The following is a 16,561-nucleotide window of genomic DNA, read 5'->3' as shown; positions in this document are numbered from 1 at the left end:
CGGTGCCCCCTCCCACCCGGCGCGGTGGGACGGGGCACCGTGCGTCCCGGGCCGGGCGTCTCAGTGGTTGCGCGGGAAGCCCAGGTCCACGCCCGCCGGTGCGTCGGCCGGGTCCGGCCAGCGGGTGGTGACGACCTTGCCGCGGGTGTAGAAGTGCGTGCCGTCGTTGCCGTAGATGTGGTGGTCGCCGAAGAGGGAGTCCTTCCAGCCGCCGAAGGAGTGGTAGCCCACGGGGACCGGGATCGGGACGTTCACGCCGACCATGCCGGCCTCGACCTCCAGCTGGAAGCGGCGGGCCGCGCCGCCGTCCCGGGTGAAGATCGCGGTGCCGTTGCCGAAGGGGGAGGCGTTGATGAGCGCCACGCCCTCCTCGTACGTCTCGGCGCGCAGCACGCACAGCACCGGGCCGAAGATCTCGTCCTGGTACGCCTTCGCCGTGGTCGGCACCCGGTCCAGCAGGGAGATGCCGATCCAGTGGCCGTCCTCGTGGCCGTCGACCGTGTACCCGGTGCCGTCCAGGACGACCTCGCAGCCCTCGGCCGCCGCGCCCGCGACGTAGGACGCCACCTTGTCGCGGTGGGCCCTGGTGATCAGTGGGCCCATCTCGGAGGACGGGTCGTCGCCGGGGCCGATCTTGATCTTCTCGGCGCGCTCACGGATCCGCTCGACCAGCTCGTCGCCGATGGAACCGACCGCGACGACCGCGGAGATGGCCATGCAGCGCTCGCCGGCCGAGCCGTAGGCCGCGGAGACGGCCGCGTCCGCCGCCGCGTCGAGGTCGGCGTCCGGCAGCACCAGCATGTGGTTCTTGGCGCCTCCCAGCGCCTGGACGCGCTTGCCGTGAGCGGAGGCGGTGGTGTGGATGTGGCGGGCGATCGGGGTGGAGCCGACGAAGGAGACCGCCTTGACGTCCGGGTGCTCCAGGAGGCGGTCCACGGCCACCTTGTCGCCGTGGACGACGTTGAAGACGCCGTCCGGCAGACCGGCCTCGGAGAGCAGTCCGGCGATCCGCACGGCGGCCGACGGGTCCTTCTCGCTCGGCTTGAGCACGAAGGTGTTGCCGCAGGCGATGGCGAGGGGGAACATCCACATCGGCACCATCGCCGGGAAGTTGAACGGCGTGATGCCGGCGACCACGCCGAGCGGCTGCCGGATCGAGGACACGTCGACGCGGTGGGCGACCTGCGTCGACAACTCGCCCTTGAGCTGCACGTTGATGCCGCAGGCCAGGTCGACGATCTCCAGGCCGCGGGCGACCTCGCCGAGCGCGTCGGAGTGCACCTTGCCGTGCTCGGCGGTGATCAGCGCGGCGATCTCGTCGCGGTGCGCGTCCAGCAGCGCCCGGAACCTGAAGAGGACGGAGGTCCGCTGGGCCAGCGAGGACTGACCCCAGGTCAGGTAGGCCTCCTTGGCCGCGGCGACCGCGGCGTCCACCTCGTCGACGGAGGCGAAGGCGACCTTGGTGGTGACCGCGCCGGTCGCCGGGTTGGTCACCGGCCCGTACGTGCCCGAGGCGCCTTCGACGGTCTTGCCGCCGATCCAGTGGTTGACGATGTTCGTCATGACCGAGAACTCCTTCACAGATGGCGGCGACGGGTCGAGACGTGCCGTGGGTGCTGCGCGTGGTCCTGCTCGCGTGCCGTGACCGGCGACGCGGACGTCGCGGTCGTGGCCCTGGGTCCATCCCAGCAGCCGGACGCCCCCGGCGGGCCCGACACTGTGTCTGCGGTTCGGCGGTCCGCGTAGACAGGTGGGGCGGTGCCGGCGGCGCGTTCACCGAGGGCGGGCGGGAACCTCCGGCGCGGAGCCGGGGCGGGCGGGGAGTCGACGCTCGCACTTCGCTCCTGCCAGGGCGAAGCGGCCATCCCGCGCCGGAGGCGTTTCGTGGGGGAACCGGCGATCGGGTCGTGCGCCATCGCGTTCCCTTCGTGCCCGTCGTCGGGTCTCGTGGGTGTCCTCGGGTGTCCTTGGCTGTCCTCGGCTGTCTTTGGCTGTCCTTGGGCTCCCGGGCCCCGGGTGTCCCCGGGCCTCTCTCCCCCGGTTTCTAGCCCCGTGCGTGCGGCCTGTCAATGTTTTGTCCGGACATTCGGATGACTCGACCCCGGTCGGCGCCTCTCGCACGCGCGCCCCCAACACCCCGCCGCACCGAAGTCAACGCGCCACGCCTGAACTCCGGCGTACGCCTTTGCGGCACTCGTGTCACAAACGCACCCTTCCTGTCACACATGTCACGGGCGCGCGGGACTTCCGTCACATCCGGGAACGCGCCCTGACCGGCCGTCACCCGGTGTCGTTCACCCGGCACAGGCTTGGTGACCGTCAGCGCAGCACCCGGCTCCCCCCGGCGACCGTCCCCGGCCGCCGCCGCGGTGCGCGCGGGGAGGTGCAGCCAGTGACCGACCGGAGGCTCTGGTCCTACAAGGACATCGCGGCCCACATCCGGGTACAGCCGGACACCGTGCGGTCGTACCGCAAGCACGGGCTCCTCCCGCCACCCGACCACGTGGAGGGCGGAAAGCCCTACTGGTACGCGGACACGATCCGGGCCTGGGTGGCGTCCCGGCCCCGCAACCGGAACCGGTAGGCCGGGGCAGCCGGAAAACCGTTCGGTGCCCCACGGTCACGTGGGGCACAGTGCGGCCCATGGACCTTTCCGTGAAACCCGTCCTGACCGGTGACAGGACCGTCCTGCGGCCGTTCACCGCGCAGGACGCCGACCTGATGTGGGAGATCATCGGCGATCCCGAGGTCGTCCGCTTCACCTTCGAGCCGACCACCGAACTCACCCGGGAACGGCTGCGCTCCTGGTACGGCGTGCGCACCGCCGAGCCCGACCGGCTCGACCTCGCCGTCACCGACCGCGCCACCGGCGAACTCGTCGGCGAGGTCGTCCTGAACGACTGGGACCCGTCGGCCCGCAGCTGCACCTTCCGCACCCTCATCGGGCCCCGGGGCCGCGGCCGGGGGCTGGGCAGCGAGGCGACGCGGCTCATCGTCGGGCACGGCTTCGAGCAGGTGGGCCTGCACCGCGTCCAGCTGGAGGTCTACGCCGACAACCTCCGGGCCCGGCGGGTGTACGAGAAGACCGGTTTCGTGGTGGAGGGGGTGCGGCGGGAAGCGGCGCGGCGGGACGGCGCGTGGGTGGACGAGGTGCTGATGGCCGTCCTCGACCACGAGTGGGCCGTCCATCGCGGCCGCCCCGGGGCCGGCGTCAGGGCTCGATGACCGTCACTCCCGCGCCGGGCGCCGTTCCCATCGCCGCCAGGGCGGCCGGGACCGCGTCCAGCCCGATGGTGGACGTCACCAACAAGTCGGGCCGGAGCGCTCCGGTGCGGACCAGCTCCAGCATCGGCGGGTAGGTGTGCGCGGCCATCCCGTGGCTGCCGAGGAGCTCGAGCTCCAGGGCGACGGCACGGGCCATCGGCACCGGTGTGGTGCCGGTCGGCGAGGGCAGCAGGCCGACCTGCACGTGCCGGCCCCGGCGGCGCAGGCCGTTCACGGAGGCGGCGCAGGTGACCGGCGAGCCGAGGGCGTCCAGGGAGAGGTGGACACCGCCGCCGGTGAGGTCGCGGACCGCCGCCGCCGTGTCCGGCGTCCGGGCCGCGTCCACGCACCGGGCCGCGCCGAACGTCCGCGCCAGCTCCAGCGCCCGGGGGGACACGTCCACGGCGACGACCCGCGCGCCCGCGGCCACGGCGATCATCACCGCGGACAGGCCGACGCCACCGCAGCCGTGCACCGCGACCCACTCCCCCGCCGCGACCCGCCCCCGCTGCACCAAGGCCCGGAACGCCGTGGCGAAGCGGCAGCCCAGCGAGGCGGCCGTCGCGTACGACATGTCCTCGGGCACGGCGACGAGGTTGACGTCGGCGTGGTCGAGCGCCACGTACCGGGCGAACGAGCCCCAGTGGGTGAAGCCGGGCTGGGTCTGCCGTTCGCACACCTGCTGGTCGCCCGCCGCGCACGCCGCGCAGCTCCCGCAGGCGCAGACGAAGGGCACGGTCACCCGGTCGCCGGGCCGCCATCCGGCCACCCGGTCGCCGACCGCCTCGACGACACCGGCGAGTTCGTGACCGGGTACGTGCGGCAGCGTGATGTCCGGGTCGTGGCCCCGCCAGCCGTGCCAGTCGCTGCGGCACAGTCCGGTGGCCTCGACACGGACCACGACGCCGTGTGGCGCGGGGCTCGGGTCGTCCACCTCCCGCACCTCGGCAGGCTCCCCGAACCGCTCGAACACGACCGCGCGCATCCGCCGCCCTCACTTCCGTATCCGGCAATCCCGTGTCCCACGGAAGGCTAAGCGGCTTCCATACCCCCTAGGGGTACAGTGGTGCGTGTGTGGTCCACCTGCTGGGCCACGGTACTCACGGGTACCCGCCCCTGCACGCCGCGACGAGGAGTAACGACATGACCGCCCAGACCGACACCCAGGGCTCCGTCACCACCGTCTACCAGGTGAAGGGAATGAGCTGCGGACACTGCGAGGGCGCCGTCTCCGGTGAGATCTCCGAGATCGCGGGCGTCGACTCGGTGCAGGCCGTCGCCTCGACCGGCGAGGTCACTGTCGTCTCCGCGACGCCCCTTGACGACGAGGCCGTCCGCGCCGCGGTGGACGAGGCGGGTTTCGAGCTCGTCGGCAGGGCCTGAGCGACCGCGCCCCGGCAGCACCCACAGCCCTTCCGACCGGGCCGCGCCGACCGGCGCGCACCAGCCGCGCACGGCCGGCCCGGCCGGCCGTCTGGAGTCCGGACCATGACCAGCACCACCGCGTCCCGCACCAACGCGTCCCGCACCACCGAGCCCGGGACCACCGAGCCCGGCACGACCGCGGCAGGCGGGGCGGAGCTCGCCGAGGTCGAGTTGCTGATCGGCGGGATGACCTGCGCGTCCTGCGCGGCCCGCGTCGAGAAGAAGCTCAACCGCATGGACGGTGTCACCGCCACGGTGAACTACGCGACGGAGAAGGCCAGGGTCGCCTACCCGGCGACCACCGACGTCGCCGACCTGATCGCCACCGTCGTGAAGACCGGGTACACCGCCGAGGAGCCCGCGCCGCCGGAGCCCGCCGGCGAGGCCGGGGCCCCGGAGGGCGACGACGACCCCGAGACGTCCGCCCTGCGCCGACGCCTCACCGTCTCCGTCCTCCTCGCCGCGCCCGTCGTGCTGCTCGCGATGGTCCCCGCCCTCCAGTTCGACAACTGGCAGTGGCTCTCGCTCACCCTGGCCGCCCCCGTCGTCGTCTGGGGCGGGCTGCCCTTCCACCGTGCCGCCTGGACCAACGTCCGGCACGGCGCGGCCACCATGGACACCCTCGTCTCGCTGGGCACGCTGGCGGCGTTCGGGTGGTCCGTGTGGGCGCTGTTCTTCGGGGACGCCGGCATGCCGGGCATGCGGCACGGCTTCGACCTCACCGTCTCCCGCACGGACGGCGCCTCCACGATCTACCTGGAGGCCGCCGCCGGTGTCACCGCCTTCCTGCTCCTCGGCCGCTGGCTGGAGGCCCGCTCCAAGCGCCGCGCCGGCGCCGCGCTGCGGGCGCTGATGGAGCTGGGCGCCAAGGACGTCGCCGTACTGCGGGACGGGCGCGAGGTGCGGATTCCGGTGGCCCGGCTGGCCGTGGGCGACCGGTTCGTCGTACGGCCCGGCGAGAAGATCGCCACCGACGGAACGGTGGTCGAGGGCGCCTCGGCCGTGGACGCCTCCCTGCTGACCGGCGAGTCGGTGCCGGTGGACGTGGGCGTCGGCGACGCCGTCACGGGTGCCACGGTGAACGCCGGGGGCCGGCTGGTGGTCGAGGCGACCCGGGTCGGCGCCGGCACCCAGCTCGCGCGGATGGCGCGGCTCGTCGAGGACGCGCAGAGCGGCAAGGCCCAGGTGCAGCGGCTGGCCGACCGGATCTCCGGTGTCTTCGTGCCCGTCGTGCTGCTGATCGCGGTCGCGACCTTCGGCGGGTGGCTGGGCGCCACCGGGGACACGGTCGCCGCGTTCACCGCCGCCGTGGCCGTCCTGATCATCGCCTGCCCCTGCGCGCTGGGCCTGGCCACGCCGACCGCGCTGATGGTCGGCACCGGCAGGGGCGCCCAGCTCGGCATCCTCATCAAGGGACCCGAGGTCCTGGAGTCCACGCGGCGTGTCGACACGGTCGTCCTGGACAAGACCGGCACCGTCACCACCGGCCGCATGACCCTCCAGGAGGTGTACGCCGCCGAGGGCACCGACGAGCGGGAGGTGCTGCGGCTCGCGGGGGCGGTCGAGCACGCCTCGGAACACCCCGTGGCCCGGGCCGTCGCGGACGGCGCCGGGCGACGCATCGGCACGCTGCCGGCCGTCGAGGACTTCGCGAGCGTCCCGGGGCGGGGCGTACGCGGGCGCGTGGAGGGCCGTGAGGTGGCCGTGGGGCGCCTCTACGACGACCTCCCGCCCGAGGTGGCCCGCGCCAGGGACGAGGCCGAGAGGGGCGGCCGTACGGCCGTCGTCGTCGGGTGGGACGGCGAGGCGCGCGGGGTCGTCGCCGTGGCGGACGCGGTCAAGGAGACCAGCGCCGAGGCGGTGGCCCAGTTGCGCCGGCTGGGCCTCACACCCGTGCTGCTGACCGGTGACAACCGGCGCGTCGCCGAGTCGGTCGCCCGGGCCGTCGGCATCGACGAGGTGATCGCCGAGGTGCTGCCCGAGGACAAGGTCGCCGTGGTCGAGCGGCTGCGGGCCGAGGGCCGTGCGGTCGCCATGGTCGGGGACGGCGTCAACGACGCCGCCGCGCTGGCCGTCGCCGATCTGGGTCTGGCGATGGGGACGGGGTCGGACGCGGCGATCGAGGCGGGCGACCTGACGCTGGTGCGCGGGGACCTGCGGGTGGCGGCGGACGCGATCCGGCTGTCCCGGCGGACCCTTGCGACGATCAAGGGCAACCTCGTGTGGGCCTTCGGCTACAACGTGGCCGCGCTGCCGCTGGCCGCCGCGGGCCTGCTGAACCCGATGATCGCCGGAGCGGCGATGGCCTTCTCCTCGGTGTTCGTGGTGACCAACAGTCTCAGGCTGCGCGCCTTCCACTGAGGTCACGGGCGAAGTGTGGCGAAGTGCCTCTGGAGTCCGGAACCCGCCTCACATAAGCTCTTCACAAGGCTCGCGCATCTTCCTTACGCTTGGGTCCCGTTCACCGTATCGGGGCTCTTGCGTATCTAAGGGACATATGCAAGAGACGCAGATCACAGTGACGCGAACGTAACCATCGAAGGGGTTCGAAGGTCTAAGTTGGCGATGTCAGGCGGCGTCTTGGGGGGCGCCACCTGGCATCTGGGGATGTCTTGGGGGACTTTCCCCAGAGTTGCGTTGCCGGGACACGTACGCCGGGAAGCTTTGAGCGGCCCTCCCGGGCGTGCGCTGTCCCGGCAGACCGCACACAGCAGTACGCAGTAGCAGCAGTAGCAAGTAGCAGCAGTAGCAAGTAGCAGCACCCAGTAGTACGGCGAGTTCTGCTCGTTGTGCTCAACACAGCGATTCAGGCGCTGTCCTCACAGACGCCCGGCCGGATCCCGTGGGGGGAATCCGTACCGGGACATGGGAAGGCGCCCTGGTCGTCGGCCCGTGGGGGGACTGACGCCGGGGCGCCTTCTGCTGTTCGCGGTTCCCGGTCCGTCCTGGGTGTTCCGCTGTTCGCGGTCGTCGCGCGCGGGGACGGAAGAGCCCCGTGCCGCCCGGGCGGTACGGGGCTCACCGGATGAGCTGCGGGGGTGCCGGACGCTCAGCGCTCCTCGACCGGGACGAAGTCGCGCTCGACGACGCCCGTGTAGATCTGGCGCGGGCGGCCGATGCGGGAACCCGGCTCCTTGATCATCTCGTGCCACTGGGCGATCCAGCCCGGCAGACGGCCGAGGGCGAACAGGACCGTGAACATCTCGGTCGGGAAGCCCATGGCCCGGTAGATCAGGCCGGTGTAGAAGTCGACGTTCGGGTAGAGGCTGCGCGAGACGAAGTAGTCGTCGGAGAGCGCGTGCTCCTCCAGCTTCAGGGCGATGTCCAGCAGCTCGTCGGACTTGCCGAGGGCGGAGAGCACGTCGTGCGCGGCGGCCTTGATGATCTTGGCGCGCGGGTCGAAGTTCTTGTAGACCCGGTGGCCGAAGCCCATCAGGCGGACGCCGTCCTCCTTGTTCTTCACCTTGCGGATGAAGGAGTCGACGTCGCCGCCGGAGTCGCGGATGCCCTCCAGCATCTCCAGCACCGACTGGTTGGCACCGCCGTGCAGCGGGCCCCACAGGGCGTTGATGCCGGCGGAGATCGAGGCGAACATGTTCGCCTGCGAGGACCCGACCAGGCGGACCGTGGAGGTCGAGCAGTTCTGCTCGTGGTCCGCGTGCAGGATCAGCAGCTTGTCGAGGGCCGCGACGACCGTCGGGTCGAGCTCGTACTCCTGGGCGGGGACCGAGAAGGTCATGCGCAGGAAGTTCTCGACGTAGCCGAGGTCGTTGCGCGGGTAGACGAACGGGTGGCCGATCGACTTCTTGTACGCGTACGCCGCGATCGTCGGGAGCTTGGCGAGCAGCCGGATGGTGGAGAGGTTGCGCTGGCGCTCGTCGAACGGGTTGTGGCTGTCCTGGTAGAACGTCGACAGCGCGGAGACGACCGAGGACAGCATGGCCATCGGGTGGGCGTCGCGCGGGAAGCCCTTGTAGAAGTTCTTGACGTCCTCGTGCAGCAGGGTGTGCTGCGTGATCTCGTCCTTGAAGGCGGCCAGCTGGTCGACGGTCGGCAGCTCCCCGTTGATCAGCAGGTAGGCGACCTCCAGGAAGGTGGAGCGCTCGGCCAGCTGCTCGATCGGATAGCCGCGGTACCGGAGGATGCCCGCCTCGCCGTCCAGGTACGTAATGGCGGATTTGTAGGCAGCGGTGTTGCCGTAACCGCTGTCCAGCGTCACCAGACCGGTCTGGGCGCGGAGCTTCCCGATGTCGAAGCCCTTGTCGCCGACGGTGCTGTCGATCACCGGGTAGGTGTACTCGCCATCGCCGTACCGCAGTACTACCGAGTTGTTGGTGTGCTCGCTCACGTCTTCCCTCACCGACGTAGTGCCTCATCTTCGAGGTGCCCTGACTGTCTCTACCATCCCCCACTTGGCTCAGGAGAGTGCACTCGGGGTCGACCATCGGGCCTATCGGCGGCACTCAGTGCCGTCAACTTGCTCATCCTGCCCCCTCCCGCCCCCTTCCGGAAGTCCTCTGTGACGTTTCCGACTCGTTTGATCGATCATTTTTTTCACATCGGTCGAGAGGTTCACCGAAGGGTTTCACGGCCGGGAGCCCGCCAGCCGGAAGTCGAGCGCCGTACAGCGCCGGCCCGCCGACACCGTGCGCACCGCCTGCCCGATCGCCCTGCGCGAACCGACGAGGACGACGAGCTTCTTCGCCCGGGTGACCGCCGTGTACAGCAGGTTCCGCTGGAGCATCATCCAGGCGCCGGTCGTCACCGGGATCACCACCGCCGGGTACTCGCTGCCCTGGGAGCGGTGGATGGTGACGGCGTAGGCGTGCGCCAGCTCGTCCAGTTCGTCGAACTCGTACGGGACCTCCTCGTCCTCGTCCGTCAGCACGGTGAGGCGCTGGTCCACCGGGTCGAGCGAGGTGACCACGCCCACGGTGCCGTTGAAGACACCGTTCTCACCCTTCTCGTAGTTGTTGCGAATCTGAGTGACCTTGTCGCCGACGCGGAAAACGCGACCACCGAACCGCTTCTCGGGCAGGTCCGGGCGGCCGGGGGTGACGGCCTGCTGGAGCAGGCCGTTCAGCGCGCCGGCGCCGGCGGGTCCCCGGTGCATGGGCGCGAGGACCTGCACGTCCCGGCGCGGGTCGAGGCCGAACTTGGCCGGGATGCGGCGGGCCGCGACGTCCACCGTGAGGCGCCCCGCCTCCTCGGTGTCGTCCTCGACGAAGAGGAAGAAGTCCTTCATGCCGTCGGTGAGCGGGTGCTGCCCGGCGTTGATGCGGTGGGCGTTCGTCACCACGCCCGACTGCTGGGCCTGGCGGAAGACGCGAGTGAGGCGGACGGCGGGGACGGGGCTGCCGTCGGCGAGCAGGTCGCGGAGCACCTCCCCGGCGCCGACGCTCGGCAACTGGTCGACGTCCCCCACGAAGAGCAGGTGGGCGCCCGGTGGCACGGCCTTGACCAGCTTGTTGGCGAGGAGGAGATCGAGCATCGACGCCTCGTCGACCACCACGAGGTCGGCGTCCAGCGGACGGTCCCGGTCGTAGGCCGCGTCGCCGCCGGGCTTGAGCTCCAGCAGCCGGTGGACGGTGGACGCCTCGGCGCCGGTGAGCTCGGCCAGACGCTTTGCGGCGCGGCCGGTCGGGGCCGCGAGCACGACCTTCGCCTTCTTGGCGCGGGCCAGTTCGACGATGGAGCGGACCGTGAAGGACTTGCCGCATCCCGGTCCGCCGGTGAGGACGGCGACCTTCTGGGTGAGCGCGAGTCTGACGGCGGCCTCCTGCTCGGGCGCGAGCTCGGCACCCGTGCGGTGTCCGAGCCAGCCGAGCGCCTTGTCCCAGGCCACGTCCTGGAAGCCGGGCATCCGGTCCTGGTCGGTGCGCAGCAGGCGCAGCAGCTGGGCGGAGAGGGCCAGCTCGGCGCGGTGGAAGGGGACGAGGTAGACGGCGGTGACGGGGTCGCCGCCCTGCGGGTCGGGGACCTTCTCGCGGACCACCCCGGGGTCCGCGCCGTCCTCCTCGGGCTCGGCGGCCAGCTCGGCGAGGCACTCGATGACCAGTCCGGTGTCGACCTGGAGCAGCTTCACCGCGTCGGCGATCAGCTTCTCCTCGGGGAGATAGCAGTGGCCCTGGTCGGTGGCCTGCGACAGGGCGTACTGCAGGCCGGCCTTGGCCCTGTCCGGGCTGTCGTGCGGGATGCCGACGGACTGGGCGATCTTGTCGGCGGTGAGGAAGCCGATGCCCCAGACGTCGGCGGCCAGGCGGTAGGGCTGGTTCTTCACGACGGAGATCGAGGCGTCGCCGTACTTCTTGTAGATGCGCACCGCGATCGACGTCGACACCTCGACGGTCTGGAGGAAGAGCATGACCTCCTTGATCGCCTTCTGTTCCTCCCAGGCGTCGGCGATCTTCTTGGTCCGCTTGGGGCCGAGGCCGGGGACCTCGATGAGCCGCTTGGGCTCCTCCTCGATGATCTGGAGGGTGTCCAGGCCGAAGTGCTGGGTGATGCGGTCGGCGAAGACCGGGCCGATGCCCTTGACCAGGCCCGAGCCGAGGTAGCGCCGGATGCCCTGGACGGTGGCCGGGAGCACGGTCGTGTAGTTCTCCACGTGGAACTGCTTGCCGTACTGGGGGTGGGACCCCCAGCGGCCCTCCATCCGCAGGGACTCCCCGACCTGGGCACCGAGCAGCGCGCCGACGACCGTGAGCAGGTCGCCGGCGCCTCTGCCGGTGTCGACGCGGGCGACCGTGTAGCCGTTCTCCTCGTTGGTGTACGTGATGCGTTCCAGGACGCCTTCGAGGGTGGCGAGGCGGCGTTCGCCGGCCGTGGCATCGGACTGGTTGGGCATGATCCGACGGTACCGGTGGGGTGTGACAGGGCGTGCGGGCTACCGGCCCTTCTTGACCCGTTGCCGTCGCCCTGGGCCCGAACCCGTCGTCGGTACGGGCGTGGTGGGAGGCGAGGACACTCACCGGCCATGTGTTGACCACGCGCTCATCCGAGCGGCCCGAGGACACCATCGGGCCAGATGCTCACGGTGCAGTGGCAGAGGGGGCCGGCCGGCCCGGCGACCGCTCACGGGCGGGCGCGCGTCGCGTCCAGCGCCTCCGGCGACGGCGAGGCACACGGGCGCTCCGCGCGGTCAGAGCCTCGCGAACAGCCCCGCGAGGGGGGCCGGGGCGCGCGCGGGGTCCAGGGCCTCGACGAGGACCCGGCCGTAGTGGATCTTGCGTCCCTTCTTGGTGCCGAAGAACCGGCGGAGCTGCTGCTGCGCGGTGCGGTCCTGCTGGGCGGGCTGGCGGAGGAAGGTCTGGAGGGGGCGCAGGTCGCCCTCCGCCTCGACGAGTTCCTTCACCCGTGTCACACCCAGCGCGCGGATGAGTTCGTCCTCCAGGTCGGCCGCGCAGACGAAGAGGCCGTCCGGCGCCGCGTTCGCCCGCTCCAGGGCCCGGACGTAGTAGCCCTGCTCCCGCTCGTCGCACAGTCCCGTGAGGCGGAGGTCCAGGCCGGACGGTCCGAGGAGGGAGGCGAAGCGGCCGACGCTCATCGCGCCGCCCATCGAGAGGACGCAGATCCCCTCCGCCGCGAGGTCCCGGCCGTGACGCGCGGCCAGCGCGTCGACCGCCGCCGAGTCGCTCGGCCCTTCCAGGAGGACAGCGGTGCGGACCCGCAGTCGCGTCGCCAGCTCACGCGCGGGATCGCCGGGGCCACCGGCCGCCCACGCCGTGACCGCGTCCCGGAACGCCCCCATGTCCGCCATGGAACGAGTCTCCGCCCTGGACGGCCACCTCGGTAGTGATGTACCGATCGTAGACACCCGCACGACACTCCATCATGCGTACCCCACCCATCACCTCTTCGAGTGACACCCCCCGCACCCCAGGACCTCACTCGCTGCGCCCCGAGAGAGCGAGACCCGGCCGCCACGCGGCCGGACGCACACCGCGACACCGCGGCGCGTGGCGCCGCGGTGTCGCGGTGTCGCTGTAATGCGATTCCTCCCGGGGCTCGACCCCCGGGGTTCCCCGCAGGAATGAGCTGAACGGACGCGACGGGCGGAGACTGCGCGAGCTGTGTGCGGGACTGGACATGGCCCGGCGGTCGGTCAGCACGCACCTCGCCCTCCTGGAGGCGGCCGACCTGGTCACCACCGTCCGGCGGGGCCGGGAGAAGCCGCACCGCCTCAACGCCGAACCGGTCGACGCCCTCGCCGAACGCCGGATCAGCCGCTACGACCGCGAGCGGGTACGCACACTCGCCCGACCTCAAGCACACGCTGGAGAACACCGCCATGGACAGCAACGCGTTCGTCTGCACGACCTACATCAAGGCCACGCCGGAACAGCTCTGGCAGGGCCTGACCGACCCCGCCTTCACCCGGCGCTACTGGGGCGTGGAGTTCGTCACCGACTGGACGGCCGGATCGGCCATGGTCTGGCGGGAGCGGGACACCGAGACCGCCGATCCCGGACAGGTCGTGCGCGAAGCGGACCCGTACCGGCGCCTGTCCTACACCTGGCACACCTTCACGCCCGGATGGGCGAAGGCCAACGGGATCGACGACGGGACCCTCGCCGAACTCGCCGCCGAACAGCGGTCGAAGGTCACGTTCGAGATCGAGGACCTCGGCGGCACGGTGAAGCTGACCGTCGTCCACGACGGCTTCGAGCCCGGCAGCACCGCCCGCAAGATGATCCAGCACGGCTGGCCGGCCCTCGTCTCCGGCCTCAAGACCCTGCTGGAGACCGGAGACACGCTGCCGGAGCCCGCGTAGACGGCGCACCGGCCCGGACGGACCGCGCCCTGCGGTTCTGCGGTCTTCGGACGCGGACGCGCGCCGGCTCAGCGGTGCAGGGCGGTCTCCCGCCGCATGTGCGTGAGCTTCTCGGGGTTGCGCACGGCGTAGAGGCCGGTGATGAGGCCGTCGTCGAGACGCACCGCCATCACGCTGTCGAGCGCGCCGTCGAGACGCAGGATCAGGGCCGGGTAACCGTTGACCTGGGCCGGTTCCAGGGACGCGTGGGCGGCCTGTTTGGTCAGACCGCCGACCATGAGGCGGGCCACCTTCTCGGCCCCCGTGAGGGGCCGCAGGATGGCCTGCTTGATGCCGCCGCCGTCGCCCAGCAGGACGACGTCCGGTGCGAGGATGTCGAGCAGGCCCTGGATGTCGCCCATTTCCACCGCCCGCTGGAAGGCGGCGAGCGCGTCACGGGTCTCGGTCGGGGAGACGACCCCGCGCGGCCGGCGCGCCGCGACGTGCGCGCGTGCCCGGTGGGCGGTCTGCCGGACGGCGGCCGGGCTCTTGCCGACGGCCTCGGCGATCTCGTCGTACTCCAGGTCGAAGACCTCGCGCAGCACGAACACCGCCCGCTCGGTCGGCGTGAGCGTCTCCAGGACCAGCATCATGGCCATCGAGACGCTGTCGGCGAGCTCGACGTCCTCGGCCACGTCGGGCGCGGTGAGCAACGGCTCGGGCAGCCAGGAGCCGACGTAGGACTCCTTGCGGCGGCCGAGCGTGCGCAGCCGGGTCAGCGCCTGGCGGGTGGTGACGCGGACCAGGTACGCGCGCCGGTCGCGGACCGCGCCGAGATCGACGCCCGCCCACCGCAGCCAGGTCTCCTGGAGGACGTCCTCCGCGTCGGCTGCCGAGCCGAGCATCTCGTAGGCGACGGTGAAGAGCAGGTTGCGATGGGCCACGAAGGCCTCGGTGGCGGGGTCCGTGGGCCCGTCGCCGTGCCGCTCGGGCGCGGTCGTGCCGCCCTGTGCGTCCTGTGCGTCCTGTGGGTCCTGTGGGTCCTGTGGGTCCTGTGCATGCCCACTGCGCCCACTGCGCCCACCGTGCCCACTGCGCCCGCTGTGCCCGCTCATCACCGGCTGCTCCCGCTTCTTCGCTCCCGACGGTGTCACGCGCACAGGACGCCGGCCGCCGCCGTCGTGTGACATCCCTCGGCGGTGGCTCACGTCACACCGACGCCCCGTCACAGGAACCGGGGCGTCGGCATCTTGTGTGCGTCAGCGCACCACCACGAGTGAGGACGAGGTCATGGACACCCGATTCAACCTGTTCGAGAACGAGGTCGGCAGCCGGTTCGCCAAGCGGTTCGCCGGTGCCGGGCTGGTGGTCCAGCAGTCGTCGCTGCCGAAGTCCACGCAGGAGCTGGTGTCGCTGCGCGCCAGCCAGATCAACGGCTGCGGCCACTGCATCGACATGCACACCAAGGAGGCCGCGGCGGCCGGCGAGAGCGCGGTCCGGCTCCACCTGGTCGCCGCCTGGCGCGAGTCCACCGTGTTCACCGAGGCCGAGCGGGCCGCGCTGGCGCTCGCGGAGGAGGGCACCCGGCTCGCCGACACCCACCAGGGCGTCCGCGACGAGACCTGGGCCCAGGTGCGCGAGCACTACGACGACGACCAGATCGCCGCCCTGGTCTCCCTGGTCGCCCTGATCAACGCGGCCAACCGGCTCGCCGTGATCGTGCACCAGCGGGGCGGCTCCTACGAGGCCGGCATGTTCGCCGCCGCGTTCGACTGACGGCACAGGCCCCGGCCTCTCCCCCGGTACGTGCCCGAGCGCAGACCCCTCCCTGACCGTGCTCCCCGGGCGGGGCCCGCCCTCGCCGGGGCGGGCGTCGCAGCGACGCCCGTCCGGTGCCGTGACCGTCGAGCCGCCCGGCGGTCACCCACCTCCCTCGTCACACGGCCCCCCGGCCTCCTCACACGACCCCCCGACCGGCCCCGCCCTCCCCGCGCCACTCCGGTCACGATTGGGTCTCGGGCGGCTTCCGGCTCTTGCGCCCGCTCCGTGTAATCGTTTCCAATCCTCCTTGTAATCGATTCCACAAGGAGGTGGAACGGCGATGGCGAGCATCAAGGACGTCGCCGCCGAGGCGGGCGTGTCCGTCGCGACGGTCTCTCGCGTCCTCAACGGGCACCCGTCCGTCAGCCCGGACGCACGCACGCGCGTGCTGGCCGCCGTCGAGGCGCTGGGCTACCGCCCGAACGCCGTCGCCCGGTCGCTGCGCACCGCCCAGACCCGCACCCTCGGCCTGGTCATCAGCGACGTGATGAACCCGTACTTCACCGAGCTGGCGCGCTCCGTCGAGGAGGAGGCCCGCGCGCTCGGCTACAGCGTCATCATCGGCAACGCCGACGAGCGGCCCGACCTCCAGGACCACCACGTCACGACGCTGCTGGACCGCCGTATCGACGGGCTCCTCGTCTCCCCCACCGACGGCGGCTCGCCCCGCATGCTGGACGCCGCGCGTGCCGGGACGCCGATGGTGTTCGTCGACCGGTGGATCCCCGGCGTGGACGTGCCCGTCGTCAGGTCGGACGGGCGCGCGGCCGTGCGGGACCTCGTCGCGTACCTGCACCGGCTCGGGCACCGCCGGCTCGCGATCATCGCCGGGCCGGCCGCCACCACGACCGGACGCGAGCGCGTCGACGCCTTCCGCGAGGCGCTCGGCGCGTACGGGCTCCCGCTGCCCGACGCCTACATCGGCCAGGGCGACTTCCAGGCCGGCAGCGGGCGCCGGGTCACCGAGGGCTTCCTCGACCTGCCCGAGCCGCCCGAGGTCGTCTTCGCCGCCGACAACCTGATGGCACTCGGCGCGCTGGACGCCGTACGCGCGCGCGGACTGCGAGTGCCCGAGGACATCGGCCTCGCCGCGTTCGACGACATCCCCTGGTTCGTGCACACCGATCCGCCCGTCACCGCGATCGCCCAGCCCACGGGCGACCTCGGGCGGGCAGCCGTGCGCGCGCTGGTCGACCGCATCGAGGGCCGGACCGGCGAGTCCGTCACCCTGCCGGCGCGGCTCGTCGTGCGCCGCTCGTGCGGCGAGCCGCCGGCACCCGCACAGTCCCCCTCCCCCTC

General features: G+C 72.0%; 13 protein-coding genes and 1 pseudogene. 7 read left to right on the top strand and 7 right to left on the bottom strand.

All coding sequences use genetic code 11. The annotated features are described in order from the left end of the window. Nucleotides 1–60: 60 nt before the first annotated feature. Together mmsA and KUM32_RS45300 are read right to left on the bottom strand one after the other, a co-directional pair. Entirely contained in the window at nt 61–1,563 is a 1,503-nt protein-coding gene (mmsA, locus tag KUM32_RS16470; RefSeq protein ID WP_217142651.1) for a CoA-acylating methylmalonate-semialdehyde dehydrogenase, read from the bottom strand. A gap of 213 nt (nt 1,564–1,776) precedes the next feature. After that, a pseudogene (locus KUM32_RS45300) lies at nt 1,777–1,879 on the bottom strand (5-deoxy-glucuronate isomerase); the annotation flags it as partial. A 513-nt stretch (nt 1,880–2,392) separates the two neighbouring features. On the opposite strand from KUM32_RS45300, the gene KUM32_RS16465 reads away from it, so the two are divergent. After that, entirely contained in the window at nt 2,393–2,584 is a 192-nt protein-coding gene (locus KUM32_RS16465) for an AlpA family transcriptional regulator (RefSeq protein ID WP_161326861.1), read from the top strand. 59 nt (nt 2,585–2,643) lie between these two features. Beyond that, a complete protein-coding gene (locus tag KUM32_RS16460; RefSeq protein WP_217142650.1) occupies nt 2,644–3,225 on the top strand; it encodes a GNAT family N-acetyltransferase in 582 nt (193 codons plus the stop codon). Here the strand turns inward: KUM32_RS16460 and KUM32_RS16455 are convergent. Continuing rightward, on the bottom strand, nt 3,212–4,249 hold the full coding sequence (locus KUM32_RS16455) for a zinc-dependent alcohol dehydrogenase family protein (RefSeq protein ID WP_217142649.1): 1,038 nt from the start codon (nt 4,247–4,249) through the stop codon (nt 3,212–3,214). The two genes, KUM32_RS16460 and KUM32_RS16455, sit on opposite strands and share 14 nt — an antisense overlap. A 158-nt stretch (nt 4,250–4,407) precedes the next feature. On the opposite strand from KUM32_RS16455, the gene KUM32_RS16450 reads away from it, so the two are divergent. Both KUM32_RS16450 and KUM32_RS16445 read left to right on the top strand, forming a co-directional pair. Beyond that, a complete protein-coding gene (locus KUM32_RS16450; RefSeq protein WP_217142648.1) occupies nt 4,408–4,647 on the top strand; it encodes a heavy-metal-associated domain-containing protein in 240 nt (79 codons plus the stop codon). Between the two features lie 105 nt (nt 4,648–4,752). Further along, a complete protein-coding gene (locus tag KUM32_RS16445) occupies nt 4,753–7,050 on the top strand; it encodes a cation-translocating P-type ATPase (protein WP_217142647.1) in 2,298 nt (765 codons plus the stop codon). A 688-nt stretch (nt 7,051–7,738) separates the two neighbouring features. Here the strand turns inward: KUM32_RS16445 and KUM32_RS16440 are convergent. From KUM32_RS16440 to KUM32_RS16430, 3 genes are all read right to left on the bottom strand, one after another. Next, complete coding sequence (locus KUM32_RS16440; protein ID WP_217142646.1) at nt 7,739–9,037, bottom strand: citrate synthase; 1,299 nt, start codon at nt 9,035–9,037, stop codon at nt 7,739–7,741. Between the two features lie 237 nt (nt 9,038–9,274). Beyond that, a complete protein-coding gene (locus tag KUM32_RS16435; protein ID WP_217142645.1) occupies nt 9,275–11,536 on the bottom strand; it encodes an ATP-dependent RecD-like DNA helicase in 2,262 nt (753 codons plus the stop codon). Nucleotides 11,537–11,830: 294 nt separating this feature from the next. After that, a complete protein-coding gene (locus KUM32_RS16430) occupies nt 11,831–12,448 on the bottom strand; it encodes a TOPRIM nucleotidyl transferase/hydrolase domain-containing protein (RefSeq protein ID WP_217142644.1) in 618 nt (205 codons plus the stop codon). A gap of 531 nt (nt 12,449–12,979) precedes the next feature. Between KUM32_RS16430 and KUM32_RS16425 the strand changes: the two genes are divergently transcribed. Further along, nucleotides 12,980–13,462 (top strand): SRPBCC family protein, encoded by a 483-nt coding sequence (locus KUM32_RS16425; protein ID WP_254405672.1) that lies wholly within the window; start codon nt 12,980–12,982, stop codon nt 13,460–13,462. Between the two features lie 68 nt (nt 13,463–13,530). Here KUM32_RS16425 and KUM32_RS16420 read toward each other — a convergent pair whose 3' ends face one another. Next, the gene (locus KUM32_RS16420) at nt 13,531–14,556 is read right to left on the bottom strand and encodes an RNA polymerase sigma-70 factor (protein ID WP_217142738.1); all 1,026 of its coding nucleotides are present in this window, start codon (nt 14,554–14,556) and stop codon (nt 13,531–13,533) included. 175 nt (nt 14,557–14,731) lie between these two features. On the opposite strand from KUM32_RS16420, the gene KUM32_RS16415 reads away from it, so the two are divergent. Both KUM32_RS16415 and KUM32_RS16410 read left to right on the top strand, forming a co-directional pair. Beyond that, nucleotides 14,732–15,217 carry a carboxymuconolactone decarboxylase family protein gene (locus KUM32_RS16415; protein ID WP_217142643.1) on the top strand — a complete coding sequence of 162 codons (486 nt, stop codon included), beginning with the start codon at nt 14,732–14,734 and terminating at the stop codon, nt 15,215–15,217. A 325-nt stretch (nt 15,218–15,542) separates the two neighbouring features. After that, the coding region (locus KUM32_RS16410; RefSeq protein ID WP_217142642.1) for a LacI family DNA-binding transcriptional regulator at nt 15,543–16,561 on the top strand (1,019 nt) is incomplete at its 3' end.

The organism is Streptomyces sp. AC627_RSS907 (assembly GCF_019049165.1).
This window is presented reverse-complemented; position numbering and strand designations above follow the sequence as displayed.

What these genes read in the sequence shown, in the direction of transcription:
- KUM32_RS16445 (WP_217142647.1), top strand. Translation starts at nt 4,753, where the DNA reads ATGACCAGCACCACCGCGTCCCGCACCAACGCGTCCCGCACCACCGAG.
- mmsA (WP_217142651.1), bottom strand. Translation starts at nt 1,563, where the DNA reads ATGACGAACATCGTCAACCACTGGATCGGCGGCAAGACCGTCGAAGGC.
- KUM32_RS16420 (WP_217142738.1), bottom strand. Translation starts at nt 14,556, where the DNA reads ATGAGCGGGCACAGCGGGCGCAGTGGGCACGGTGGGCGCAGTGGGCGC.
- KUM32_RS16455 (WP_217142649.1), bottom strand. Translation starts at nt 4,249, where the DNA reads ATGCGCGCGGTCGTGTTCGAGCGGTTCGGGGAGCCTGCCGAGGTGCGG.
- KUM32_RS16425 (WP_254405672.1), top strand. Translation starts at nt 12,980, where the DNA reads ATGGACAGCAACGCGTTCGTCTGCACGACCTACATCAAGGCCACGCCG.
- KUM32_RS16460 (WP_217142650.1), top strand. Translation starts at nt 2,644, where the DNA reads ATGGACCTTTCCGTGAAACCCGTCCTGACCGGTGACAGGACCGTCCTG.
- KUM32_RS16430 (WP_217142644.1), bottom strand. Translation starts at nt 12,448, where the DNA reads ATGGCGGACATGGGGGCGTTCCGGGACGCGGTCACGGCGTGGGCGGCC.
- KUM32_RS16415 (WP_217142643.1), top strand. Translation starts at nt 14,732, where the DNA reads ATGGACACCCGATTCAACCTGTTCGAGAACGAGGTCGGCAGCCGGTTC.
- KUM32_RS16450 (WP_217142648.1), top strand. Translation starts at nt 4,408, where the DNA reads ATGACCGCCCAGACCGACACCCAGGGCTCCGTCACCACCGTCTACCAG.
- KUM32_RS16435 (WP_217142645.1), bottom strand. Translation starts at nt 11,536, where the DNA reads ATGCCCAACCAGTCCGATGCCACGGCCGGCGAACGCCGCCTCGCCACC.